The organism is Nonomuraea sp. NPDC001636 (genome assembly GCF_040298265.1).
Classification (GTDB): Bacteria; Actinomycetota; Actinomycetes; order Streptosporangiales; family Streptosporangiaceae; genus Nonomuraea.
Map to the genome: position 1 here is coordinate 105,839 of NZ_JBEOZT010000017.1, position 24,521 is coordinate 130,359.

Annotated in this window: 24 protein-coding genes; 15 read left to right on the forward strand and 9 right to left on the reverse strand. The window is 71.6% G+C overall.

Annotated features, from left to right (window positions below):
• Positions 1-58 precede the first annotated feature (58 nt).
• Both ABT158_RS28995 and ABT158_RS29000 read right to left on the reverse strand, forming a co-directional pair.
• The gene (locus tag ABT158_RS28995; RefSeq protein WP_352322974.1) at positions 59-811 is read right to left on the reverse strand and encodes a GntR family transcriptional regulator; all 753 of its coding nucleotides are present in this window, start codon (positions 809-811) and stop codon (positions 59-61) included.
• 153 nt (positions 812-964) lie between these two features.
• Complete coding sequence (locus ABT158_RS29000; RefSeq protein ID WP_352358639.1) at positions 965-1,447, reverse strand: VanZ family protein; 483 nt, start codon at positions 1,445-1,447, stop codon at positions 965-967.
• A 258-nt stretch (positions 1,448-1,705) separates the two neighbouring features.
• On the opposite strand from ABT158_RS29000, the gene ABT158_RS29005 reads away from it, so the two are divergent.
• The 8 genes from ABT158_RS29005 (at position 1,706) to ABT158_RS29040 (ending at position 9,342) form a co-directional block, all read left to right on the forward strand.
• A complete protein-coding gene (locus tag ABT158_RS29005; RefSeq protein WP_352358641.1) occupies positions 1,706-3,115 on the forward strand; it encodes an aldehyde dehydrogenase family protein in 1,410 nt (469 codons plus the stop codon).
• A complete protein-coding gene (locus ABT158_RS29010; RefSeq protein WP_352358643.1) occupies positions 3,108-3,905 on the forward strand; it encodes a 2-keto-4-pentenoate hydratase in 798 nt (265 codons plus the stop codon). Before ABT158_RS29005 ends, ABT158_RS29010 begins: the two co-directional genes overlap by 8 nt.
• Positions 3,902-4,327 (forward strand): RidA family protein, encoded by a 426-nt coding sequence (locus ABT158_RS29015; protein WP_352358645.1) that lies wholly within the window; start codon positions 3,902-3,904, stop codon positions 4,325-4,327. The genes ABT158_RS29010 and ABT158_RS29015 overlap by 4 nt, the downstream gene beginning before the upstream one ends.
• Positions 4,324-4,839: a 3-hydroxyanthranilate 3,4-dioxygenase gene (locus ABT158_RS29020; protein ID WP_352358647.1), complete on the forward strand. Its 516-nt coding sequence runs from the start codon at positions 4,324-4,326 to the stop codon at positions 4,837-4,839. The genes ABT158_RS29015 and ABT158_RS29020 overlap by 4 nt, the downstream gene beginning before the upstream one ends.
• Before the next feature lie 65 nt (positions 4,840-4,904).
• Complete coding sequence (locus ABT158_RS29025) at positions 4,905-5,999, forward strand: ABC transporter substrate-binding protein (protein ID WP_352358649.1); 1,095 nt, start codon at positions 4,905-4,907, stop codon at positions 5,997-5,999.
• A 12-nt stretch (positions 6,000-6,011) separates the two neighbouring features.
• Entirely contained in the window at positions 6,012-7,208 is a 1,197-nt protein-coding gene (kynU, locus tag ABT158_RS29030) for a kynureninase (RefSeq protein WP_352358651.1), read from the forward strand.
• Positions 7,209-7,330: 122 nt separating this feature from the next.
• Positions 7,331-8,521: a serine hydrolase domain-containing protein gene (locus ABT158_RS29035; RefSeq protein WP_352358653.1), complete on the forward strand. Its 1,191-nt coding sequence runs from the start codon at positions 7,331-7,333 to the stop codon at positions 8,519-8,521.
• Positions 8,522-8,733: 212 nt separating this feature from the next.
• A complete protein-coding gene (locus ABT158_RS29040; RefSeq protein WP_352358655.1) occupies positions 8,734-9,342 on the forward strand; it encodes a LysE family translocator in 609 nt (202 codons plus the stop codon).
• Here the strand turns inward: ABT158_RS29040 and ABT158_RS29045 are convergent.
• Positions 9,322-9,696 (reverse strand): MmcQ/YjbR family DNA-binding protein, encoded by a 375-nt coding sequence (locus ABT158_RS29045; RefSeq protein ID WP_352322984.1) that lies wholly within the window; start codon positions 9,694-9,696, stop codon positions 9,322-9,324. The two genes, ABT158_RS29040 and ABT158_RS29045, sit on opposite strands and share 21 nt — an antisense overlap.
• A 32-nt stretch (positions 9,697-9,728) precedes the next feature.
• Positions 9,729-10,775, reverse strand: coding sequence for a DUF2293 domain-containing protein (locus ABT158_RS29050; protein WP_352358658.1), 1,047 nt, complete (start codon positions 10,773-10,775; stop codon positions 9,729-9,731).
• Positions 10,776-10,882: 107 nt separating this feature from the next.
• On the opposite strand from ABT158_RS29050, the gene ABT158_RS29055 reads away from it, so the two are divergent.
• The gene (locus ABT158_RS29055) at positions 10,883-11,686 is read left to right on the forward strand and encodes an FKBP-type peptidyl-prolyl cis-trans isomerase (protein ID WP_352358660.1); all 804 of its coding nucleotides are present in this window, start codon (positions 10,883-10,885) and stop codon (positions 11,684-11,686) included.
• A 6-nt stretch (positions 11,687-11,692) separates the two neighbouring features.
• Here the strand turns inward: ABT158_RS29055 and ABT158_RS29060 are convergent, their stop codons facing one another.
• Complete coding sequence (locus ABT158_RS29060) at positions 11,693-12,601, reverse strand: M23 family metallopeptidase (protein ID WP_352358662.1); 909 nt, start codon at positions 12,599-12,601, stop codon at positions 11,693-11,695.
• Between the two features lie 115 nt (positions 12,602-12,716).
• Between ABT158_RS29060 and ABT158_RS29065 the strand changes: the two genes are divergently transcribed.
• On the forward strand, positions 12,717-15,398 hold the full coding sequence (locus ABT158_RS29065) for an AfsR/SARP family transcriptional regulator (protein ID WP_352358664.1): 2,682 nt from the start codon (positions 12,717-12,719) through the stop codon (positions 15,396-15,398).
• An 8-nt stretch (positions 15,399-15,406) separates the two neighbouring features.
• Here ABT158_RS29065 and mads6 read toward each other — a convergent pair whose 3' ends face one another.
• Positions 15,407-16,753 carry a methylation-associated defense system protein kinase MAD6 gene (gene mads6 / locus ABT158_RS29070; protein WP_352358666.1) on the reverse strand — a complete coding sequence of 449 codons (1,347 nt, stop codon included), beginning with the start codon at positions 16,751-16,753 and terminating at the stop codon, positions 15,407-15,409.
• Positions 16,754-16,814: 61 nt separating this feature from the next.
• Here mads6 and ABT158_RS29075 point away from each other — a divergent pair, with 61 nt between their 5' ends.
• From ABT158_RS29075 to ABT158_RS29085, 3 genes are all read left to right on the forward strand, one after another.
• Positions 16,815-17,432, forward strand: a complete 618-nt coding sequence (locus ABT158_RS29075; RefSeq protein WP_352358669.1) for a DJ-1/PfpI family protein — start codon at positions 16,815-16,817, stop codon at positions 17,430-17,432.
• Positions 17,433-17,524: 92 nt separating this feature from the next.
• The gene (locus tag ABT158_RS29080) at positions 17,525-17,962 is read left to right on the forward strand and encodes a MarR family winged helix-turn-helix transcriptional regulator (RefSeq protein ID WP_352358671.1); all 438 of its coding nucleotides are present in this window, start codon (positions 17,525-17,527) and stop codon (positions 17,960-17,962) included.
• Between the two features lie 553 nt (positions 17,963-18,515).
• On the forward strand, positions 18,516-18,782 hold the full coding sequence (locus ABT158_RS29085; protein WP_352322992.1) for a hypothetical protein: 267 nt from the start codon (positions 18,516-18,518) through the stop codon (positions 18,780-18,782).
• A 281-nt stretch (positions 18,783-19,063) separates the two neighbouring features.
• On the opposite strand, the gene ABT158_RS29090 is transcribed toward ABT158_RS29085, so the two are convergent.
• Positions 19,064-19,552, reverse strand: coding sequence for a C40 family peptidase (locus ABT158_RS29090; RefSeq protein WP_352358674.1), 489 nt, complete (start codon positions 19,550-19,552; stop codon positions 19,064-19,066).
• A gap of 398 nt (positions 19,553-19,950) precedes the next feature.
• Between ABT158_RS29090 and ABT158_RS29095 the strand changes: the two genes are divergently transcribed.
• Both ABT158_RS29095 and ABT158_RS29100 read left to right on the forward strand, forming a co-directional pair.
• Entirely contained in the window at positions 19,951-20,217 is a 267-nt protein-coding gene (locus ABT158_RS29095; RefSeq protein ID WP_352322994.1) for a hypothetical protein, read from the forward strand.
• Positions 20,218-20,628: 411 nt separating this feature from the next.
• Positions 20,629-20,976: an STAS domain-containing protein gene (locus ABT158_RS29100; RefSeq protein ID WP_352358676.1), complete on the forward strand. Its 348-nt coding sequence runs from the start codon at positions 20,629-20,631 to the stop codon at positions 20,974-20,976.
• Here ABT158_RS29100 and ABT158_RS29105 read toward each other — a convergent pair.
• Positions 20,943-23,138, reverse strand: a complete 2,196-nt coding sequence (locus ABT158_RS29105; RefSeq protein WP_352358678.1) for a terpene synthase family protein — start codon at positions 23,136-23,138, stop codon at positions 20,943-20,945. The genes ABT158_RS29100 and ABT158_RS29105 overlap by 34 nt on opposite strands.
• Positions 23,138-24,508, reverse strand: coding sequence for a family 2B encapsulin nanocompartment shell protein (locus ABT158_RS29110; protein ID WP_352358680.1), 1,371 nt, complete (start codon positions 24,506-24,508; stop codon positions 23,138-23,140). The genes ABT158_RS29105 and ABT158_RS29110 overlap by 1 nt, the downstream gene beginning before the upstream one ends.
• Positions 24,509-24,521 lie beyond the last annotated feature (13 nt).

The following is a 24,521-nucleotide window of genomic DNA, read 5'->3' on the forward strand; positions in this document are numbered from 1 at the left end:
AGAGAAATCAATGATCGTGATGGACAGGTCAACCTATCGCTTGACAGATCGGGTTGAACTAGGCGTCGAAGTCGTACTGGAGTACGTATGCCGCCGAGTCCAGGACCATCTCGTTGAGCTCGACGGGTCTGCCGCCCGCCGTGTACGCGGTGCGGGCGATGACGATGACGGGGGTTCCGCCGGGCAGGTCGAGCAGCCCGGTCTCGCGGGGGCCGGGCATGCGGGCCCGCACCTCCTCGGTGAAGTGGGCCGGGGGCAGGCCCAGGTCGCCGAGTCTGGCGTAGACGCCGCCCGGCCCGGTGTCGGGCAGGGTGATGGCGCTGCCCTGGACCAGGCGGGCGGGGAAGGAGGAGGTCGCCAGCTGCACGGGCCGGCCGTCCACGGAGTAGCGGCGCCGACGCACCCATACCTCGCCGCTCTCCAGGACGCCCGCCACCTCCTCCGACGCGCGCTCCAGCACCACCTCCACCTGGTCCACGGTGAAGGGACGGCCCCGGGTGTCGGCGTCCCAGATGGCACGCCCCTGACCCCACTGCTCTCGTGACAGGCGGCGCGAGCCGTGTCTGCGGATCGGTTTGAACAGGCGCACGTAGACCCCCGAACCTCGTTTGGGCACCGCCAGCCCTTCGTTGATCAGTACGGCAAGCGCCTGCCTGGCGGTGGCGCGTGCGACTGCGTAGTCGGCCATGAGCGCGTTCTCGCCCGGTAGGCGGTCCCCGTCGCGCAGTTCGCCGGACAGGATCCGGGCGCGGAGGCCGTCGGCGATGCGGCGATAAATAGGGGGCTCGTGGGGTACCGGGGATTCAGACACGTTTCGATCACCCTCTGTCACCAACCAGGTTGTGGCGTCTCCAGAGAACTTGCCCCGTCTTGTCCACGATCGCACAGATACAGAGGTTGGTCCCGAGCTTCTTTTGAGCTGATCGTGCCTGTGTGATGAATGCGAGGACGTTTATGCAGACCGTTATCGTGGAACGGTCCCGGCCGCTATTCGCGGGGCCCACCAGCGGCGAGTAACCGCCGCGGCGAGCACCGCGCCCGCGGTGTTCATGATCACGTCGTCCACGGAGGAGAACCGGCCCAGTCGCAGGGCGTACTGGAGGAACTCGACCGTGACCGAAAAGGCCGCCGCGACGGCCGCAACCCGGCCGTAGGAGGCCATCGCGGCGGTCCGTACGGGCAGCAGGGCGCCCAGCGCGGCGAACACCAGCAGATTGCCCCCGACCTGCACCGTCACCGTCTCCCACGAGGCCCCGGCGAGATCGGCGAGGTCCATGAACGGGACGAGGCCGACCCCCGGCCGGCCGGTGGACGGCGTGAGGATCATCCACACCCACGGCGCGGTCCCGACGACGACGCCGACGTCGGCGAGCGAGGTGCGCAGCGGCGCCGGATGCCCGGCGCGGGCCCGGCGGCGGGCGAGCAGGATGATCACCAGGAAGGCCACTGGAAGCGCAAAAACCCCAGCAATAATGATATTTCCCCACAATTCCCATGTGCGCGCCATTTGGTCATCATCCCGGGCGGCCGAGGGGTACCGGAAGATGTCTGTATGGACAGGTCCGTCAGGGGCCGGCCCAGGGGTGGCTCAGCGTCACCGGCGCCACCGAGGCATGACGGGCGCGCGCGGTTCCCGCCCCCGCCCGACTGTTGTCTGACCGTCGCCCGACGATCTATACCGGGAGTGAGGCTAGAGGAGGCTGCTGTGCTGACCCATTTCATCGGCGGGCTGCCGGTGGCGGCGGGCAACGCGTTCCCGGTCCACGACCCGGTGACGGGCGGGGTGATCAGGCAGGTGCACGAGGCCGACCCGGAGGTGGTCGACCGGGCGGTGCGCGCGGCCAGGGAGGCGGCGCGCGACTGGGCGGGGCTGCCGGTGGCCGAGCGGGCCGGATGGCTGCGCCGCCTCGCCGAGGGCATCGAGGTCCGCTTCGACGACCTGGTCACGGCCGAGATCGCCGACACCGGCAAGCCGCTCGGCCAGACCCGCACGCTCGACGTGCCGCGCGGCATCGCGAACTTCCGCGCGTTCGCCGAGATCGCCTCCCAGCGCCCCGACGACGCCTTCCATCTCGCCGGCGTGCTCAGCTACACCGTGCGCAGGCCGCTCGGCGTGGTCGCCGTGATCGTGCCGTGGAACCTGCCGTTCCTGCTCATGACGTGGAAGCTGGCCCCCGCCCTCGTCGCCGGCAACACCGTGGTCGTCAAGCCGTCGGAGCACACGCCCGGCTCGGCCGCGGTCTTCGCCGAGATCTGCGCCGACGCGGGCCTGCCGCCGGGCGTGGTCAACATCATCTTCGGGCACGGCCCGGCGGGCCAGCTCCTCGTCGAGCACCCGGGCGTGGACGGCGTGACGTTCACCGGCTCGACCGCGACCGGGACGCAGATCATGAAGACGGCCGCCGACCGTGTCAAGCCGATCTCGTTCGAGCTGGGCGGCAAGAACGCCGGCCTGGTCTTCGAGGACTGCGACCTGGGCCGGGCCGTCGAGGGCACGGTGAAGTCGGTCTTCACCAACGGCGGCCAGGTGTGCCTGTGCACCGAGCGGCTGTACGTCGAGCGGTCGATCTTCGAGGACTTCTGCGGCCGGCTGGCCGCGCGCGCCCAGGAAGTCGAGCTACAGCCGATGATCTCGGCCGGGCATCGGGAGAAGGTGCTGTCCTACTACGCCCTGGCCCGCTCGGAGGGGGCCAAGGTGCTCACGGGGGGCGGCGTCCCGACGTTCGGCGACCACCGCGATTCCGGATATTTCGTGGAACCGACGGTAATGACAGGGTTGTCGGAGTGGTCCCGTTTCAATCGAGAGGAGATCTTCGGTCCCGTGTGCCACGTGGCTCCTTTCGACAGCGAGGCCGAGGCGATCGACCTGGCCAACGGCAGCGAGTACGGCCTGGCCGCCACCCTCTGGACCACCAACCTCGACCGCGCCCATCGCGTGGCCCAGCGCCTGGAGGCGGGGCTGGTCTGGGTCAACACCTGGTACCTGCGCGACCTGCGCACCCCGTTCGGCGGCGTGAAGCTGTCGGGCATCGGCAGGGAGGGCGGCACGCAGTCGCTCGACTTCTACTCCGAGCCCACCACGATCACCATCAAACTGGAGCAACCCGATGCATGACGAATGGTCCCTGGCCGTCGACACCCGGGGGCAGGCCGCCGAGCGGCTCGTCGAGGCCGCGCGTACCGGCAAGCCCTGCGCGCCGCTCAGGGATCTCATCACCACGGTGGCCGACGCCTACGCGGTGCAGGACATCAACACCCGGCGGGCGCTGGACGAGGGCCGGCGGCCGGTCGGCCGGAAGATCGGCGCCACCAACCCGCTGCTGCAGCGCAAGTTCGGCATCGACCAGCCCGACCACGGCATGCTCTTCGCCGACATGGCCGAGCTCGACGGCCGGCCCATCCGGGTGGAGCGGTTCCTGCAGCCGCGCGCCGAGGCCGAGGTCGCGCTCGTGTTCGGCAAGGACCTGAGCGAGGGGCCGTTCACGCTGGTGGACGTGCTCAGGGCGGTGGAGTTCGCGCTGCCCGCCATCGAGATCGCCGACTCGCGCATCGCCGACTGGGACATCACGATCACCGACACGGTCGCCGACAACGCCTCCTCAGGCGCGTACGTGCTGGGCGCCACGCCGAAGCGGCTGACCGACCTCGACCTCGGCGCGGCGGCGATGACGATGACCCGCGACGGCGAGGAGGTCTCGGCCGGGTCCGGAGCCGCGTGCATGGGCAACCCGCTGAACGCCGCACTCTGGCTGGCCGGCGCGCTGGCCGCCACCGGCCACCCGCTGCGCGCCGGGGACGTCGTCCTGACCGGCGCGCTCGGCCCGGTCGTGCCGGTCGAGGCGGGCAACGTGTTCGAGGCCAGGATCGAGGGGCTCGGCTCGGTCCGGGCGGTGTTCGGCACGTGAGCCGCGAGGCCATCCGCGTCCCCGGCAAGGCCGTGCCCCGTGGACGGTTCCCGCACGTCAAGCGCGCGGGCGACTTCCTGTACGTCTCCGGCACCAGCTCCCGCAGGCCCGACGGCACCTTCGCGGGCGCCCGCGCCGACCGGTTCGGCGTCACCGACCTGGACATCCGCGCCCAGACGCGGGCGGTCATCGAGAACGTCGGCGACCTGCTCATGGCCGCCGGAGGGTCGCTGGCGGATCTCGTACAGATCACCACGTACCTGGTAAACATGAACGACTTCAAGGGCTACAACGAGGTGTACGCCGAATTCTTCGACGAGGAGGGTCCGACCAGGACCACGGTGGCGGTGCACCAGCTCCCGCACCCGCACCTGCTCATCGAGATGCAGGCCGTCGCCTACCATCCACAGGAGCGACCATGATTCCCCCCATTGACTTCACCAAGTGGATCGACGAGCACGCCCACCTGCTCAAGCCGCCGGTCGGCAACAAGGTGGTCTTCGAGGGGGCCGGCGACTTCATCGTGATGGTGGTCGGCGGGCCCAACTCCAGGACCGACTTCCACGTCGATCCGTACGAGGAGCTGTTCTACCAGGTGCGCGGCAACATGCACGTCAACGTGGTGACCGAGAACGGCCCCGAGACCGTGCACGTCCGCGAGGGGCAGATGTGGCTGCTGCCGGCGCGCATGCCGCACTCGCCGCAGCGCCCGGAGGCCGGGTCCGTCGGGCTGGTGGTGGAGCGCGTCCGGCCCGAGGGCGAGCTGGAGAAGTTCCAGTGGTACTGCGCGGAGTGCGGCGCCAAGGTGCACGAGGTCGAGCTCCAGGTGCGCGACATCGTCAAGGACCTGCCGCCGGTCTTCGAGGCGTTCTACGGCGACGAGAAGGCCCGCACGTGTGACCGGTGCGGGGCGCTGCACCCCGGCAAGGGCTAGCTGGCCACCGACGCCCGCGTGCCGCGCGTGCCCGGGGCGTCGGGCGAGGGCTGAAGGGGGCTCCCATGCGCGTTGCCGTGCTGGGGCTGGTCGCGCTGATGGTCGCCGGCTGCGGCGGCTCGGTGCCCCTCGCCGCGGAGGACGAGCCCGTACGGGTCGGCGCGATCATCTCGCAGACCGGCGTGTACGCCCCCCTCGGCGACGACATGGAGACCGCCATGCGGCTCTACCTGGACGACCACCACGGCCTGCTCGGCGGCCGGCCGGCCCGGCTGGTCGTGGCTGACGACGGCAGCAGCCCGGAGATCGGCGCGGAGCAGGCCAGGAAGCTGATCGACGGCGGGGCCGACGTGCTCACCGGCCTGCTCGCCTCCCCGGTCGCCGTCTCGGTGGTCAAGGAGGCGGCCGGCACCCCGGTGGTGATCGCGAACGCGGGCGCCGACCAGCTCGGCGGGCCCGGCGTCTTCCGGGTGTCCTACACCAACCGCGCCCACGGCTACGCGGCCGGCCGGTACGCCGCCGAGCACTACGCCGGCCAGGACGTGGTGCTCATGGCCTCCGACTACTCCGCGGGCACCGAGACCCTGACCGGCTTCGCCGAGGGATACGGCGCCGGGCCGCTCAAGCGCATCCTGACGCCGTTCGGCGGGCAGGCCGACCTGGAGCCGTACCTGGCGCGCATACCGCGCGAGGCGCGGCTTCTGTACGCCTTCTACGCGGGCGGGGAGGCGGTCGCGTTCGTCAAGGCGTTCAAGCGGTTCGGCTACGATGCCAGGATCAAGCTGCTGGCCTGCCAGAACCTGGCCGACGAGGACGTCCTGCGCGCGGTCGGCCGGGACGCCGAGGGCATGGTCAGCGTCGGGCTCTGGTCGCCCGCGCTGCGGAACCCGGCCAACGCCGCGTTCGTGGCGGGGTGGCGGGCGCGCACCGGGCGGAACCCGTCCGCGGTCGCGCTGCAGAGCTGGGACGCGATGCGGCTGATCGACCGGGCGGCGGCCGCGGGCGGCGACCTGACGAAGGCGCTGGCCGGGGTGGGCGAGCTGGACGGCCCACGAGGATCGCTCCGCCTGGACGCGGCGCACAATCCGGTGCAGAACTGGTACGTCCGCGAGTACCAGAATGGTGTAAACCGGATAATTGCCACCATCTCACCCCCGTAAGGAGCACAACCGGTGCTGGACCGCGACGCCTGCCTCGCCCTCGACGCCGACGATCCGCTGCGGCCGTTCAAGGACGAGTTCGTCCTGCCCGAAGGGGTCGTCTACCTCGTGGGCAACTCGCTCGGCGCGATGCCCCGCCGCGCCGCGGAACGGGTGCGCCGCACGGTCGAGGACGAGTGGGGCGGCCAGCTGGTCGGCGGTTGGAACGCGGCCGGCTGGTACGACCAGCCGCTGACCGCCGGCGACCGGCTCGCGCCGCTGATCGGGGCCGGCCCCGGCCAGGTCGTCGTGGGCAACACCACCACGATCGCCGCCTACCAGGCGCTGGCCGCCGCCGTACGGCTGCGCCCCGGCCGCAAGGTGATCGTCTCCGACCCGCGGAACTTCCCGACCGACCACTACATCGCCCAGGGCCTGGCCCGGCTGCTCGGCGACTACGAGGTGCGCGACTGGGCCGAGGGCCGCCTCGACGACGCGGCCGTGGTGCTGCTGTCGGAGGTGAACTACCGCACCGGCGCCCGGCGGCACGTGCCCTCGGTGACCGCCCAGGTCCAGGCGGCCGGGGCGCTCATGGTCTGGGACGTGTGCCACAGCGTGGGCGCCATGGAGGTGGACGTGTCGCAGGCCGACTTCGCGGTCGGGTGCACGTACAAGTACCTCAACGCCGGACCCGGCGCGCCCGCCTTCCTCTACGTCAACCCGCGCCACCACGCCACCGCCGAGAACGTGCTGTCCGGCTGGCACGGCCACGCCGAGCCGTTCGCCTTCGAGACCGGCTACCGCCCGGCCGAGGGCGTCCGGCGCTTCGCGGTCAGCACGCCGCACGTGGTGTCCTTCGCCGCGCTGGAGGCGGCGCTGGACATCTGGGAGCGGGTGCCGATGGCGCAGGTGCGGGCCAAGAGCGTCGCCCTGACCTCGCTCTTCGTCGACCTGGTCGGCGACGCGCTCAAGCTGGTCTCGCCCGCCGAGCCGGACGCGCGCGGCAGCCAGGTCTGCTTCCACCACCCGGACGGCTACCCGGTCATGCGGGCCCTCATCGACCGGGGGGTGCACGGCGACTTCCGCGCGCCGGACGTCCTGAGGTTCGGCTTCGCGCCGCTCTACATCGGCTACGCCGACGTCCACGACGCGGCCACCACGCTGCTGGAGGTGCTGGACAAGGAGCTGTGGCGGGACGAGCGGTACGCCCGGCGGCTCGCGGTCACCTGATCGGGCGAGTCCCCTCCCTCCTGAGAGCGAGCCGGAAGATCGCCGTCGTCGGCGATCCGCCGCCAGGGGGTCTCCGGCCAGGATTGTCCCATCGAAAGCCGATGTGACCTGGAGAGATCCCCATGAAGCGCACCCGTCTCGCCGCCGCCGTCCTGGCCCTGTCCGCTCTGTCCGCCCTGACCGTCAGCGCCCCCGCCCTCGCCCAGACGGGCGCCCACAGCGCCGCCGCCGTCCAGGTGCCGCCGATCAACGAGACCGCGCTGCGGCAGAGCATCGCCGGGCTGCCCGCGGCCGACGCGACCGCGGCCGAGGTCAGGGTCAGCGGCTCGGCCGGCTCCTGGCACGGCGTCTCCGGCGTGACCGATCTGCGCGGGAAGCACCCGGCCAGGGAGGGGGCCAGGTTCCGGGCGGGCAGCGTGACCAAGGTCCTGACCACGGCGGTCGTGCTCCAGCTCGTGGCCGAGGGCAAGGTCTCCCTCGACCGCACGGTCCAGGACTACCTGCCGGGGCTGCTGCCCGCCGACTACCCGCCGGTCAAGCTGGCCCAGGTGCTCAACCACACCAGCGGCCTGCCCGCGCCGAAGTCGGAGGGCGGCTTCGAGCGGGTCTACGCCGACCGCTTCAAGACGATCACCCCGCAGGAGTACGTCCGCCAGGCCGTGCTCAACCCGATCGAGTTCACCCCGGGGACCAAGCAGCACTACCTCAACGTCAACACCTTCGTCGAGGGCCTGGTGATCGAGCAGGTCACCGGCAGGTCGTACGAGCAGGAGGTCGGCGCCCGGATCCTGCGCCCGGCCGGCATGAACCAGAGCTACTTCCCCGGCGCGTCCGTCAAGATCCACGGCCGGCACAACCAGGGCTACCAGGTCGTCCCCAAGGGCTTCCCCGACTCCTTCCCCTACGGCGGCGCGTACGTCGTGGACGTCACCGAGATGGAGGTCACCTCCACCTGGGCCTCGGGCGACCTCATCACCACCGCCGCCGACCTGGAGAAGTTCACCAAGGCGCTGTTCGGCGGCCGGCTCGTGCCCGCCGAGCAGCTGAAGCCCATGTTCGCCGTGCCGAAGGTGACCATGTACGGCACCGACGACGAGCCGGCCCACTACACCTCGGGCCTGACCGAGCTGGTGCTGCCCGGCGGCATCGTCGCGTACGGCAAGACCGGCGCCCGCTACGGCAGCTCCACCGGCATCGGCGCCACCCAGGACCTGAGCCGGGTCGTGGTCTTCTCGGTCAACTCCACCGACGCCAAGGCCCAGGGCCAGAACGAACGCGGCCTCGGCATCGCTCTGGCGGCCTTCGCGAAGTAGAGGCGGCCTTCGCCGGACGGATCAGGGACCTCGTGGTGGCTTTCGTCACAGAGGTCCCTTATCGCCGTCCCTGGCGTATTTCGGCAAACTGATCCAGATATCATGGCCGGTGCCCACAAGGCACTGACGATGTTCGCCCGCGTGACCGTGCGACCTCCGCACACCCGGCGGGTCGGGCGGGAGCGCGCCCCCAGCTCCGGGAGACCCCCGCCATGCTGCTGACCTTCGCGGTCACGACGCTGATCATGATCATGATCCCCGGCCCCGACGCGGCCCTGATCATGCGCAACTCCCTCGCCCACGGCCGCGTGGCCGGCCTGCTGACCATGCTCGGCGGCCTGCTGGGCCTGTCCGTGCACGCCGCCGCCGCCGCGGTCGGCCTGTCGGCGCTGCTGGCCGCCTCGCCCACCGCCTTCACCGTGGTGCGCGCCCTCGGCATCTGCTACCTGCTCTGGCTCGGGGTGCACGCCCTGCTGTCCAGCCGGAACCGGGCCAAGGCCGTGGAGGGCGCCGCGCTTCCGACCGGCTCGCCGCTCGTGCACGTGCGCAGGGGCCTGCTGTCGAACCTGCTCAACCCCAAGGTGCTGCTGCTCTTCGTGACCTGGCTGCCGCAGTTCCTGCCCGGCCACGGCGACACCCTGGGACGGGCCCTGCTGCTGTCGGGCATCATCGCCGTGCTCTACGTGCTCTGGTTCAGCCTCTACAACGTGATCATCGACCGGGTGAGCGCGCTGCTGCGCAGGCCGCGGGTGCGGGCCAGGGTCGAGCGGGTGACCGGGGTGCTGCTGGTCGCCTTCGCGCTACGGCTGGCCGTCCAGTAGCTTGACCGCCCGCTTCGGGGCGATGGTCCGGTAGCTCTCCTCGACCCAGTCGAGCAGCACGTCGGTCTCGGGCAGCGCCGACAGGAACGGCACGGTCACCCAGCCGGCCCTGCCCAGGCCGTACCCGCTGGGGGCCGCGCCCTCGACGGTCAGCGCGTGGCCGTGCGCCTCCGACAGCAGCTTCACGCCGAACGTCGGGGCCCACTTCTCCGTCTGCTCGTCCAGGCCGAGGAACAGGAAGACCTTCTTGTTGACCTTGATGACCGTCTCGCCCCACGGATGGTCCTCGTGGGTCTCGGGCAGGCCCAGCGCGAAGGCCCGCAGTTCCGCACGTACGGTGTGCCAGTCGTCCATGCATGGACGGTACCGAAGGCGGGCCCGCGCGGTCATCGGGGCGGTCGCCGGAACTCCGTGAGCCTGGCCTCGATGGCGTCCCTGATCCGGTCCCTGGCCTCCATCCGGGGGACGCCGGACATGAGCAGGCGGTCGTAGTCGGTGTCGAGGTGCCGGACCGACGCGATCACCGCCAGCGTGATGGCGTTCTCGTCGAGCGCCCTGGCCGCCGCCGTCCTGCCCACCCGGCCGCTGCCGCGCCGGCCGGCGTGCTCGGCGATCTCGCGGGCCCGCTCGGCCGGACAGCCCGGGAACAGCCGGGCGATCTCGGCCGCCATCGCCGCCTGGAAGGCGACGTCCTGCTCGGCCCTGCGCACCTGGTCGCGCTCGCGGCGGCGCAGCCGTGCCTCCTCGTCGGCCAGGCAGCGCTCCTCGGCCGCGGCCAGCGCGGCCTCCTCGACCAGCACGCCCTGGCGCTGGTAGACCTTGCGCCGCCGGTTGTACCGGACGACCACCGCCGACAGCCCGCTCTCCTGCTTGGCCCGCCGGCTGAGCGCCGCGTTCCCCGACGGCAGGAACACCAGGTGGTCCAGGTCGGCGCAGCTCAGGCAGTGGGGCCGGTCGTCCTCCATGATCAGGTACGGCCCGGTGTCGCCGCAGGACGCGCACGTCCACGGGTTCTCGGAGACCACGGCCACCAGGTCGGGGGCCTTGCTCTGCCGCTCGGTGAGCCGCCGCACCCGGGCCTCGCTCAGATCGGGCGAGAGCCAGTGGACGCGGAAGGCGTCCTGCCCGTGGCCGGAGGTGAAGCGCAGGTCGCGCCGGTCGCGGGTGCCGGCCACGTACGGCGTCTCCACCGGCCTGAGCCCCTTGGCCAGCGCCCATTCCCGCAGCAGCCCGGCCGTGACGAGCAGCCGCTCCTCGTCGACCGCGGCCAGCTCGGCCAGCGTGCCGGCGCGGCCCTGCCGCCAGAGGTCCACGTGCCGGGACCGCAGCCAGCGCAACCCCGTCACGACGTCGATGAACGTCACGTAGTGGCGGGTGGTCAACGCGATCTCGGCTGCTTCTGCGACCCTGCGGGCCAGGTTGGGCTTGCTCACGCGGTCCAGTCTCCCGCGCCCTTTGTCGTGAGATGGCGAGACCCGCAGCTTTCCTTTTGGCTATTGCGGCAAGTAACCCCTTCGGATCTGGCATCTTGGGGGAAATCGTGCGCCTGCTCTGGCCTGCCGTACTCATGCTGGCCACCTCGTGTGGCGTCGCCGAGGACGGCTCGCAGCCCGTCGTGACGGGCGCGTTCGGCAGCAAGCCCGTCGTCGCCATACCTCGGGGGAAGCCGGGACGCACGCCGCGGATCACGGTGCTCTCCATGGGCAACGGCCGGCGTACGGTCCCGGGGGACGTCGTGCTCGCCGACGTGGACATCCGGCGATGGTCGGGGAACCAGCCGTATCTCAGCACCTACGACGGCAACCAGCCCACCACGGTCGTCTTCGACGGCAGGCAGGTCTCCGAGACCTGGCGGGCCTCGCTCATCGGCAGGCCGGCCGGCAGCCGGGTGATGCTGGTCAGCCCGGCGTCGGAGGCCATGGGCCCGAACGTGCCGCTGACCGGCGTCTCGCCGGCCGACACGCTGGTGGTGGTCTTCGACATCCTCGGCGGCTACCCGCCCGACGCGCGGCTCGTCGGGCGGGCGCTGCCGGCGATCCCGTCCGACCTGCGGCCGGACTCCCCGCCCCGGACCCTCATCGACGGTTCGGGACGGGACGTCACGGCCGGTTCCAAGGTGGTCATCCAGTACGTGGCCGCGTCCTGGCCGTCCCGCACGGTGGTGGACTCGTCCTACCGGAAGGGCGGTCCCAGCGCCTTCACCCTCAGGCCCGGCTCGGTGCCGCCCGCCTGGCTGGAGGCGCTGGTCGGCAGCCAGGTCGGCAGCCGGCTGGCCGTGGGCTCCCCGGGGGACAGGCCCATGCTGTACGTGATCGACGTCCTCGACACGATCACGCCCGCCTGAGCCGCCTCAGCCGCAGTGCTCGAACGGGCTGTCGTAGGCCGAGGCGCCGGCCTTGCCGCCCCACTTGACGCACGTGTTCGCGGCGGCGGCGTAGACCGGGCCGGCGTAGTAGCCGTAGTTGCCGGAGTCGGTCTTCCTGGTACTGCCCTGCACCTCCAGGTAGGCGGTCGTCGCGGTCGCCGTGCCGAGCGACTTCGCCTTCATGGTGACCACGCAGTTGTTGCCGTTGGAGCCGTTGTAGAGCAGGTAGACGGTCCCGTCGGTGCCGAGCCCGGCCGAGTCGATCACGTCGTAGCCGGCGCCGCAGGCCTCCTGCGGCGTGTACGGGTTGCTGGACCCGCCGCAGTTCTTCGAGCTCAGCGTCTGCACCGGGTAGCTGAAGGTGACGCCGTTGAAGACGGCCTTCTGGATGTTCGACGGGTAGCTGGTGCCCAGGCGCACCTCGTAGTGCAGGTGGGGGCTGATGTTGTTGCCCGGCTTGCTGGTGTTGCCGACCGTGCCGACCTGCTGGCCCTGCGAGACGGACTGGCCGGCGCTGACCAGCCGGGTGTTCAGGTGGGCGTAGTAGGTGGACCAGCCGCCGCCGTGGTCGATCTTGACGAGGTTGCCGTAGCCGTTGGTCGAGCCCTGGTGCGCCGAGATCACCACCGTTCCCGAGGCGGCGGCCACGACCGGGTCGCCGAGGTCGGCGTCGGCGGTGCTGCCCCTGTTGAAGTCGATCTCCCACGACTGGTGGGCGCTGCTCGCGCTGGAGTTGCCGGTCCAGGTCTGGCCGCAGGGGAACGGCATCTGGAAGTTCGTCGCGAGGAGCTGCGCCTGCGCGGACTCGGGCTCCGGGTCGGCGAAGGCGGGGGTCGTCGTGCCGAGGCCGAGTAACAATGCCAGGCCGGCGACCATTGATCGGCTGAGCTTCATGGGGTGATCCTTTCCAGTGGGATCTGTGACACCAGAGTCCGCATTGGCCGCACAAGAATCATCCAGAACCGATACAAAGAGCTGTCAGATCTCCCGTAAAGGGGCTGATGCTGTCATGACGGTCACCTTCCACGTCCTCGGCCCGCTGGAGATCCGCTCCGCCGGCCGCCCTCTACGGATCTCCGGCGGCAAACCCCGCATGCTGCTGGCCACGTTGCTGCTGGAGGCGGGGCAGGTGGTCGGCGCCGACCGGCTCGCCGAGGTGCTCTGGCCGGGGCGCCCGCCGCGTTCGGCGCTGGCCAACGTGCGCACCTACGTCAGCTCGCTGCGGTCCCAGCTCGGCCCGGTCGGCCTGCGCGCCGCCGGGGCCGGCTACACGATCGACGTCGCCGACGGCGCGCTCGACCTGCGCCTGTTCGAGGAGCTGGCCCGTCGCGGCGAGTACGGCGCGGCCCTCGCGCTCTGGCGCGGCGCGCCGCTGAGCGACCTGCCGGGCAGCCCGGTCTGGGACCGCCGGATCGAGCACCTCCACCGGCTGCGGCTGCGGGCCGCCGAGTCGCTGATCGAGCGGCGCCTCAAGGCCGGCGACCACGACGGCGCCGCCGACGAGCTGCGCGGCCTGCTGGTCGAGCATCCCTACCGGGAGGACCTGTGGGGCCGGCTGCTGCTCGCCCTGCACCGCGGGGGCCGCAAGGCCGAGGCGCTGCGCACGTACGCGGCGGTCCGCGACCAGCTCGTGGACGAGCTCGGCGTCGAGCCGGGGGCCGAGCTGCGCGGCGCGTACGAGCTGATCCTGGCCGACGAGGGCCGGGCGGCGCCGGCCGTGCCGCGGCAGCTCCCGCCCGATCTGCCGGACTTCATCGGCCGGGCCGCCCCCCTGGCCGCGCTGGCCGGGACGTTCTCGGTCGCGGTGATCTCCGGCCCGCCCGGCGTGGGGAAGTCGGCCCTGGCCGTGCACGCCGCCCACCGCCTGCGCCCGGCCTTCCCCGCCGGGCAGCTCCACCTGGAGCTGGGCGGCAGGGCGCCGGGCGAGCTGCTGGCCGAGGCGCTGCGGGCGCTCGGCGTGACCGGCGCGCCGCCGACGCCCGGCGAGCGGTCGGCGCTGCTGCGGTCGCTGCTGGCCGAACGCCCGATGCTGATCCTGCTGGACGACGCCCGCGACGCCGCCCAGGTACGCCCATTGCTCCCCGGCAACGACAGCGCCGTGATCGTGACCACCAGGCGGCGGATCACCGAGCTGCCCGGCGCGCTGCGCGTCGAGCTCGGCGAGCTGTCGCCGGAGGAGTCGCTGACGCTGCTCGGCGGCGTCGCCGGGGCCGGGCGGGTGGCCCGCGAACCGGCCGACGCCCTGGCCGTCGTCACGCTGTGCGGCGGGTCGCCCCTGGCGGTCAGGGCCGCCGGAGCCCGGCTGGCGGCCCGGCCCGGCTGGTCGCTGTCGGTGCTGCGCGAGCGGCTCGAAGAGGACTGGCTGGCCGAGCTGAAGGAGGTGCGGGCCTGCCTCGACGCCGGGTACCGCAGGCTGCCCGCGGAGGCCGCCCGTACCCTGAGCGCGCTCGGCGTCCTCGGGCCCGCCGCCGGGGCGCAGCCGGGCTGGGTGGTGGACGCGGCGCTCGGCCGGCACGGCGCGCACGACGTCACCGACCTGCTCGTGGACGCCCACCTGCTGGACCCGGTCGGCACCGACGACGTCGGCCAGCCGCGCTACCGCGTGCCCGACCTCGTCGGCAGGCACGCCCGCGACCGCGGCCCCGACCGCGGCGCGCTGGCCCGGGTGTTGGCGGCCTGGACGGCCACCACCGAGCACGCCATGGCCCGCCTGCCCACCACCGTCTTCAGCCTCACCGCGGCCAGGGCGGCCAGGTGGCGGCTGCCCGCGCGCACGCTCGACCGGCTCACCGCCGACCCGATCACCTGGTTCGAGTCGGAGCACGAGGCGCTGGCCGGAGCCGTGGACCTGGCGGCCGAGCTGGGCCTGGCCGAGTCGGCCTGGGGGCTGGCCGCCGCCATGGTGCCCTACCTCGACCTGCACTGCCACCTCGGCACCTGGCGCCGTACGCACACCGCCGCCCTGGCCGCCGCCCGCGCCGCCGGCGACCGGTACGGCGAGGCCGCCATGCTCAGGGGCCTGGCCCAGGTCAGCCTCTACCAGGACCGGTACGAGGAGTCCGCCGAGGGCTTCACCCTCTCCCGCCAGATATTTCACGAAATAGGAGACGTCAGGGCCGAGGCGACCTCCGTCTGCGGGCTCGGCGCCGTGAACCAGTTCCGCGGCCGGCACCTCCGGTCGCTCGGGTATCTGCGCCGGGCGCTGGCCATGTTCGTCGCCTCCGAGGACCGGCACGGCGAGGCGTTCGCCCGGCAGGCCATCGGCCGGGCCTGCCTGACCTCCGGCGACCTCGTCCAGGCGGCGGAGTCGCTGGGCGAGGCCATGCGGCTGGCCCAGGAGCTCGGGGACGCCCACAGGGAAGGCTGCGTGTGCCTCCAGATGGGCCGGCTGCACCAGGCGATGTCGTTCCACCGGCACGCCCTGGAGATCTTCGAGTCGCTCGGCGACCGCCACTGCGGGGCGTACGCGCTGCAGAGCCTCGCGGGCCTCCAGGCGGCGCGCGGCGACCTGACCCGCGCCTCGACCGGCCTCGAACGCTCGCTGGAGGTCTTCCAGGAGCTCGGCGACCGCAGCGGCGAGGCGTCGGCCACCCAATTGCTCGGCGAGCTGCACCGCTCGGCCGGGCGCACCGGCCTGGCCCTCGACTACCTCAGGCACGCCAGCGCCCTGCGCCGCAGCCTGCCCGCCTGAGGGGGACGTCAGGGACCGGAGACCAGACGGCGGACCAGCCGCCGCAGCCGCGACTGCTGCAACGGCACGCCCTGCAGCGCGTCGAGCGCCTCGGCGGCGCTCGGCCGCTTGGCCGGGGCGTGGTCCAGCATCCGGCGCACGACGTCGGGGACGTCGGGACCGTGGGCGTCGGAGCTGGTCGGGAGCTGCCCGGTGAGCAGCTGGTAGGCGATGGCCCCGGCCGCGTAGACGTCGGACGCGGTGGTCATCCGGTCGGGACGCTCCTGGCACTCGGGCGCGACGTAATGGGCGTCGAGCACGTTGCCCAGCTCGTGGGCGACCGTGTAGTTGCGCGGCCCCGGCTTGGCGTAGTCGAACCCGGTCAGCACCGCGTGCCCGTCGTCGGTGACCAGCACGCACCCGGGCGTGAGCGCCCGGTGGACGACGCCGTTGGCGTGCGCGTGCGCGAGCCCGCGCAGCAGGTCCTGGATCACGCCCAGCCGGGCGCCCTTGCCCAGCGACAGATGCAGCGCCTCGCCGTGGACGTCGTCGAGCACCAGCACGAACCGGCTCTCGTCGTCGATGGCGAAGAAGTCGCGCGAGCGCACGACGCACGGATGGGGCGGGATGCGGGCCAGCGACTGGTAGGCGTTGGCGATGCGCTGGCGCTCGGCGGCCCGCGCCTCGTGGTCGGCCAGCGGGTCGGCCTGGTAGACCCGCAGCAGCACGGTCTCGCTGCCCGGCAGCGTGGCGTTGAACGCGCGGTATTCGGTGACCTTGGCGTCGCCGCCGAGCTGCTCCTCGACCTCCCAGTTGCCGAACCTGGGCGGCGCGGTGCTGCGGCGCACGGTGTGGTTGAGCGCGTCGAGCACCGCCGTCAGGTAGGGCCGCACGTCGGGGCTGCACCCCCGCCTGACCCGCGAGACGTCGCCCAGCGTGGCCACCAGGCCCGGCAGGTCGGTGACGTTGGGGGCGTCGCGGCCGGCCTGGTCGACCAGCTCGGCGTCGGGCGAGGTGAGCACGACCAGGCTGTCGACGTAGACGCGTTCGAGCTGGGTGGCCCTGGACACCAGCAGGCCCTTGAGCGCCTTGGCGGTGCCCCGCAGCTTGGTCACCGGAGAGCCGAACGCCTCCCGCCGCGGCGGGTACCAGCGGGTGCCGGACACCTCGATGCGGCCGCGGGTGCCCTTGACGTCGACGACCACCAGCGAGTGGGCGGTCAGCACGATCAGGTCGACCTCGAACACGTCGTCGCCGCGCGGGACCTCGACGTTGTGCAGCAGCAGCCAGTCGGCGGGGGCGTGGTCGCGCAAGTAGGAGATCACGCGCCGTTCGGCGTCGTTGACCGGCCGTCCTCCGCCGACGATCTGTGCCATGGCGCCTATCCTCGCACGGTTCTTCATTGACAACATGCTGTCGAAATGACAGTATGTTGTCATGAAGGGAATCACCCACCACGCCGTCTACGACACCTTCGCCGACTGGGAGACCGGGCACGCGACCGCCCATCTGCGCAGCGAGCGCTTCCAGCGCGAGCCCGGGGCGTACGAGATCGTCAACGTCGGCCTGACCGGCGAGCCCGTCGTCAGCATGGGCGGCCTGCGGGTCACCCCCGGCCTCGCGCTCGACCGGCTCACGCCCGAGGGCAGCTCGCTGCTCATCCTGCCGGGGGCCGACCTGTGGGACGCGGGTGACGAGCTGGCGCCGTTCGCCCGCAAGGCGCGCGAGTTCCTGGAGGCGGGGGTGCCGGTGGCGGCCATCTGCGGCGCGACGGCCGGCCTCGCCCGCGAGGGCCTGCTCGACGACCGCGGCCACACCAGCGCGGCGCTGCCGTACCTGGGGGCCCAGCAGGGCTACGCCGGAGCCGGGCGCTACCAGGAGACGGACGCCGTGCTCGACGGCGACCTCGTCACCGCCGGCCCCACCGAGCCCGTCGCCTTCGCCCGGGAGATCTTCCGCCGGCTCGACGTCTACCGGCCCGACGTCCTCGACGCCTGGTGCCGCCTGTTCGGCGAGAGCGACGCCTCGGCGTTCGAGGTGCTGATGGCCGCATGACCCCCGGCGGCAGCCCCGTCCCCGAAGACCACCCTGCCCGCCGCGACGGGAGCGGTGGCGGGCGCGATGGGAGCGGTGACGGCAGTGAGAGTGTGGCGGCCGAGTTGCTGTCCGGTCTGGCGCTGGCGTCGTTCCGGCTCAACGGCCAGTTCCTGCACGTGGCGGAGGAGCTGGCCAAGCCGGCGGGCATGACGGCGGCCTGGTGGCAGGTGCTGGGCGCCGTCCTGGGGGAGCCGCTGCCGGTGGCGGGGATCGCCCGGGTGATGGGCATGACCCGCCAGGGGGTGCAGCGCATCGCGGACCTGCTGGTGGAGAGGGGGCTGGCCGAATACCGGCCCAACCCCGCCCACCGCCGCGCCAAGCTCCTCCAGCCGACGGAGGCGGGCCGCGAGGCGATCGCCGGGATCGTCCCGGGCCACCGCGAGTTCGCCGACCGCCTGGTGGACGTGCTCGGCCTCGACGCCGCCCGCGAATCCCTGACCGCCCTCCACCGCCTGACCGCCGCCCTGGATCACCTGACCACCGCCTGACCGCCGCCCTGGATCACCTGACCGCCTTCTGCGCTCGGGGTTGCCCGGCCCCTTCCCTGCTCCCTCGCGTCCCGCCCCCTCCTGTCCTTTGACGGGAGGGGGCGGTTTTGGTTCGGGGGCGTTCTTGCAGGTCAGCGGGACATCTGGCTCGATCGCGTCCCGGTAATAGCGCAACAGCGCCTCCGAGGCGATCACCTGGATAACCACTCACCTGGTCGCCAAATTCGCCGAACTCGGGCCCCGGCGTCGTAGGTCGTTCCTCAAGTTTCGGGTGATCGTTGCCTGAACGGCAGGGCACGAACGCCCCAACATCGCCGCCGGAAGGCCAAAAGAAGTCCGTTCACCGGGCAGCAGGACCGGGATATATGCAGTGCCCCGTCGATGAGCGCGGAAACCGAGTGCCAAGAAATCGAGGCGTCCCCTTGACCTTCGTTAGGGCATTCCGAGTTGCGATTTTCGCTGCCTGCCGCGATGGTTATTTGCGGCACCTCACAGCCCTGCACAAACGACCATGGCGCACAAATTCAGCGCCGATCCATGGAGGAAAGCAAACATGATCCGTCGCATTCTGGCCGGTGCAGCTATCGCGGTCACCGCTCTCGGCTTCTCCGCCTCCGCCGCGTCCGCGGACGTCGGCCCCAACCCGTACAACAACGGGCAGAGCATCCTGAGCCAGCTGAGCATCCTCGACGACCTGACGGCGCTGAACGATGTCGCCAACGACTCCATCAAGTACATCGACATCCTCACCCTGCTGCACCTGAACGACATCGAGGCCAACGTCCTCAACAACCAGGACAAGTACGGCGACAACAACTGAGCCTCCTCGCGTGGCGTAGGCAGGAAGACGATCGGCGACCCGCGGGAAACCACGCGGAGCCGCCCGGCCAAGGTCGCCTTCCTGGTGCCTTGAGGTGGACCGAAAGTACGGGCCGTGGCATTTCGCGAGGCCACGGCACGGGCTTGGTGCGCACCGAGCTCTGAACGCCTCGCGGCCCAGGTCGATCACTGCAGGACGACCTGGGCCGCGGGGCTCACGCATAGGCGCACCCGGCTCCGGCGCGCGGGCCCGGCCGGCCAGATCGGGCCGGCGGGCTCGGCCTAGGCGTCGGAACGGCCCGGGCTCGGGCGTACGACGCCCAGGAAGCGCGGCCGTTCCAGCGCGTCGAGCCGTACGGATTCGCCGCTGTAAGGCGCGTGCACGATCTGCGTGCCGTCCACCGCGAGCGCCACGTGCTCGGGGCCGGGGGTGTCGACGTCGCTGTCGTAGAACACCAGGTCCCCGGGCTGGATCTCCTCTCGCGGTATCCGGATCCCGGACCGCCACTGCTCGTACGTCGTCGTCCCGATGGCCACGCCGGCCCGCGCCCACGCGTACTCGGTGAGGCCGGAGCAGTCGAATCCCCAGGTCCTGGCCCCTTTGCCGATTCCGAATCCGGGGCCGCCCGGACCGCCGCCGCCCCACGAGTACGGGACGCCGATCATCTCTATCGCCGCCCGCAGCGCGATCGAGCCCGCCGCCGTCCGGACGGCCGGAGCCTGCGCGCGGCACCCGTGCGGATGGCAGCCTGCGGCGCCCTGCGCGGGCATCGAATGGGAAACGCACACAATGGTGTGCGCCAATGCAATCGCCAACAATCGCAGTAGTCCGTTCATGGCATATTCGGCACCCCCGCGTGGCCGGCCGTGCCGCCGTTACGGCACGGCGTTTCAAGCGACTTCTCCCGATTACCTGCTCCGGGAGTATGGGGATAAAACAACCTGCCGTGCCCGACGAGTCGCATTATTTCGGGGCATTTCGGGATGTCTTTCGCCCGATCGACGGCCAAGGAATAAGTGCGGGTACTTGACTTTGCCTTAGCATATTTTCCTTGCGGGCCGCCGCAGCCCCACGAGATCGTTATTCGCGAAAATCCTGCCACTCGGGAGGCGGGTAATAAATGATGACGCGCACCGCTGCGCCGATTCCGATGAAAGGGAAGTAAAAAATGATGCGTCGCATTCTCACCGGTGCAGCCATCGCCGGCGCGCTGTTCGGGTTCACCGCCACGAGCGCCTCGGCCGACGTCGGCCCCAACGCCTACAACGGTGGCAAGGCCATCCTGAGCCAGCTGTCCATCCTGGACGACCTGACGCTGGCCAACGACGTCCTCAACGACTCCGTCAAGTACATCGACGTCCTCACCGCCCTGCACCTCCAGGACATCGAGCTCAACGTCCTGGACGCCCAGAGCAACTACGGCGACAACAACTGAGAGCGCTGACCGGCGGCGGCCCGTCCGCGCGCCCGTCAGGCTGACCCGAAGGCGTTCCGGCAGCCACGACCACTCGTGGCGGCACCTTGCCGAACGCCCCCGGATCGGCCGCGGCGGGACGTGTGCGGGCCCCGCCGAGAGAACGGTCCGAAGCCGGCCCAGCCCTGCGTGCTGGGCCGGCTTCGTGCGTCTGCGGAGACCGGTGCAACCCTTCATCATTGAGCTGCAATTCGGTCATTTTCTCCTGAACATCACATAGTGAAACATACTTCGTGTAATCTGGTTTCGGGTTAATCGTCAGCGCGGCGAAGGAACCGCGACCTCCTCAGGGCGGCCACCATGGCCGGGAGGAACTTGACGGTCATCCCACCGGCAACCCCCTGTCCATAGCTGTTGGGGGGTGCGCACGTCGTGAACGATCTCGGAGAGCGGCTGCTCTATCAGGACGGGCAGCTCAGCATCACGCTGCGGGTCGTCCCCGGAGCCCCGGCCGTCGCCCTGTCCGGCGAGGTCGACGTCACCAACAGCCCCGCGCTCGCCAGCACGCTGTCCGACTCGCGCGGGGGCAGCACGTACATCGTGGTCGACACCGGCGAGCTGACCTTCGTCGACCTGTCCGGGCTGCGGGTGCTGGCGCTGCCCGCGCTGCCCCCGGACGAACGGTGGATCCGGCTGCGCAACGTCACGCCGCACCTGCGACGCCTGCTGCGCATGATGGGCTGGTTCTACGCCCCGCGCCCGTACGACGTGCCGCTGTAGAGCAGGGTCGCCGCCGACGTGCCGAGCCCGTGGGGGCCGGACAGCCGGAAGGCCGGCGGCTGGTGGTGCCGGCGCAGGGACGGCTCGTCGTAGCGCAGACAGCCGCGGTGCCAGTTGAGAACGCCGGTCAGCCAGTGGCGGCAGTCGGCCAGGTACGCGTCGAGCGTCTGCCGCGCCGCGCAGTCGAGCCCGAGGTCGTCGCACAGGATCGGCAGCTCGTGCACGGCGATGTGCTGGAACTGCTTCATCCGCGAGGTCAGCAGGTCGTTGACGATGCCCAGCGCGGCCGGGTAGTCGCAGTCGAAGAAGTTCTGGACCACCAGGATGCAGTTGTGCAGCTCGCCCTCGAACTCGATCTCCTTCTGGTACGAGAAGATGTCGTTCAGCAACATCCCGCAGTCCATGACCGCGTTCTCCAGCGCCCGCATCGGGCCGCTCTCGTACAGCGCCTCGGGCAGCGCGTACGCGTGCCGCAGCCGGCACAGCATCATCGTCAGCTCCGAGCCGAAGGTGAGCCGGCGCATCTCCAGGTAGTCCACCGGGTCGGGGATGTGCCCGGCCGCCTCGTTGCCCAGCTCCCAGAGCCAGCCCTCGCACATCGTCACGACCGACCGCCGCAGCTGCGCGCGGGCGCCGGCCGGCATCGGCCCCGCCGTACGCGCCCACAGGTCGGCCAGGCCGCGTTCGAGCGCGCTCACCGGCGGCGGCACCGGCGTGCCGTCCAGCGGCATGAACGCCGCCAGCCTGGACACGGTGACCTTGGCCGCCGCCAGGTTGCCCGACCGGCCGAAGACCACGGGGAAGTAGTCGTCGCCGTAGGTGCCCCAGCACAGCCAGTGGGAGGCCAGGTCCAGCTCCTCCGGGGTGGCGTCGGGATGCAGGCCCGCCGCGCACAACGGCAGGTCGTAGTCGGCCAGCTTGCCGGCGTCCCAGACCGCCGAGCCCGCGACGCCCGGCTGGGCCTCCAGCAGGCCCATGGACGCGCACCAGGTCACCGCGTTGCGCCGGGCCCCGTCGAGGTGGGGGGACAGGCGCAGCTCGAAGGGCACGTACAGCTCGGGGATCTGCGACGGGCCGACGCGCCGCCGCCCGGTGTGGGCGAAGTTGCGCAGCCGCTTGGCCCCCGTGCCGGCGATCAGCGACTTCGCGCCGAGCGGCCGGGGCGTCCTCGCGCCCTTGTTCATGTAGCGGCTCGACCGCAGGTGCCACTCGTGCCCGCCGGACTGCCAGTCCTGCAGCCCCTTGACGTAGGCCAGCACGCCCATCGCCGACAGCGGATCGACGGCGTGCTCGACGAAGAGCGGGCCCAGCTCGCCCAGCGCGGTGTGCTCGAACTGCTGCATGCGCGAGGTGAGCAGGTCGTTGACGGCGTCGGCGGCCTCCTGCGTCGTGCACCCGAGGAACGTCTCCAGCACCAGCACGCTGTTGCTCAGCTCGCCCTCGTCCCTGACCTCGCGCTCGTAGGAGAACAGGTCGTTGCGCAGGTGCACGGCGTCGGAGAAGCTGTCCTTGAGCACCCGCAGCGGCCTGGTGCCGGCCAGCCGGGCGGGGATCTCGGCCCCCACCGCGTGCTCGACCAGCCCCGCCGACCAGGGCGCGCCGCCCACCTTGCGGCGCATCTCGATGTACTCGACCGGGTTGGCGATCCGGCCCTCGTTGATGTTTGACAGCTCCCAGATCGACTCGTTGAGCAGGTGACGGGTGCTCTCGGCGAACCGCCGCCGCCAGTCGGCCGACATGCCCGGCACCGTGCGCAGCCACAGGTCGGCCAGGCCCGCCTCGACCGGGTTGGCCGGCTCCGGCATGGACAGGTCGGCGCCCATCGGCATGAACCGGGGAAGCCGGTCGAGGTGCCGCTTGCCGCCCCGGATGTCGCCGGAGCGCTTGAAGACGTCGAGGAAGTGGTCGTCGAAGAAGAACACCCAGACGTACCAGTCGGTGATCAGGCACAGCTCGGCGCCGTCGCAGTCGGGGTGGGTGTAGGCGCACATCAGGGAGTAGTCGTGGCCGTCGAGGTCGGCCTCCTCCCAGACGCCCGATCCCTCCAGCATGCCCATCTCGCGCGCCCACAGCTTGGAGTGCGTACGGGCCTCCTCCAGATGCGGGTTGAGCCGCGCCGGGTACGGCATGTAGAAGTCGGGCAGCTCGAACGGCTGGGCCATCAGCTCGCGACCTCCACGTCCTCCAGCACCCCGAGCGCGTCGGGCACCAGCACCGCGCACGAGTAGTAGGCGCTGACCAGGTACGACATGACGGCCTTCCGGTCGATGCCGGTGAGCTTCACGCTGAGCCCCGGCTCCCGCTCGTCGGGCACGCCGGTCTGGAACAGGCCCACGACGCCCTGGTCCTGCTCGCCGGTGCGCATGCACAGGATCGAGGTGGTGCCCGCCCGGCTGATCGGGATCTTGTCGCACGGCAGGATGGGCACCCCCCGCCACGACTGCACGGGCACGCCCTCGATCTCGGCGGTGTCGGGATAGACGCCCCGCGCGCTGCACTGCCGGCCGAAGGCCGCGATGGCCCGCGGGTGGGCCAGGAAGAATCGCGACTTCTTGCGCCGGCTGACCAGGTCGTCCAGGTCGTCGGGGGTGGGCGGCCCGGTCAGGGCGCGGATGCGCTGGCTCGGGTCGACGTTGTGCAGCAGGCCGAAGTCGCGGTTGTTGACCAGCTCGCGCTCCTGCGACTCGCGCACCGCCTGGACGGTGAGCCTGAGCTGCTGCTCCGTCTGGTCCATCGGGTCGCCGAACAGGTCCGCGACCCGGGCGTGCACGCGCAGCACGGTCTGCGAGACGCTGAGCTCGTACTCGCGCGGGCCCGGGTCGTAGTCCACGAACGTGCCCGGCAGCGTGTGCTCGCCCCGGTGGCCGGCCGACAGCTCGATGGCCGCCTCGCCGTGCTTGGTCTGGGGGGCCGCCCGCCGGGCGCGGTGGCGGTCGAGCCGGTCGCGCAGGGCGGGCGTGCTCTCGGCCAGCGCGCGCAGCTCCTCCCACGGCAGGGCCAGCACCGTGCACCTGGTGGCGGCCTCCAGCGTGTCGTGCCGTACGGCCCGCTCGCCCGGCGGCTCGGTCCCGGCGTGGTCGCCCTCGCCGAGGGTGCCGAGCACCAGGCGGTTGCCGTAGTCGCCCGGCTGGAACCGGGTGACCCGGCCGTCGGCGACCAGGATGATCTCGTCAGCCGGCCGTCCGGCCCGCGCGATCGTGTCGCCGCGGGCGTACTCCCGCTGCTCGAACAGCCCCGCGAGGGTGTCGAGCAGGCGGTCGTCGTCGAGCCCGTGCAGCGGCGGCAGCTCGGTCAGGCTCGGCGGCACCACCCGCACCCGGGCGCCGGTGCGCGAGAAGCTCACCCGGCCACCGCCGACCATGTAGGTGAGCCGCCGGTTCACCCGATAGGTGCCGGCGGTGTCCACCCACGGAAGCATCCGCAGCAACCAGCGGGAGGAGATCTCCTGCATCTGCGGAGGCGTCTTGGTCGTCGTGGCGAGTTTCCGCGCCGCGGCGGTATCCAGGCTCAGCCGCTGATCCGACTCCGTCAACACAAACACCACC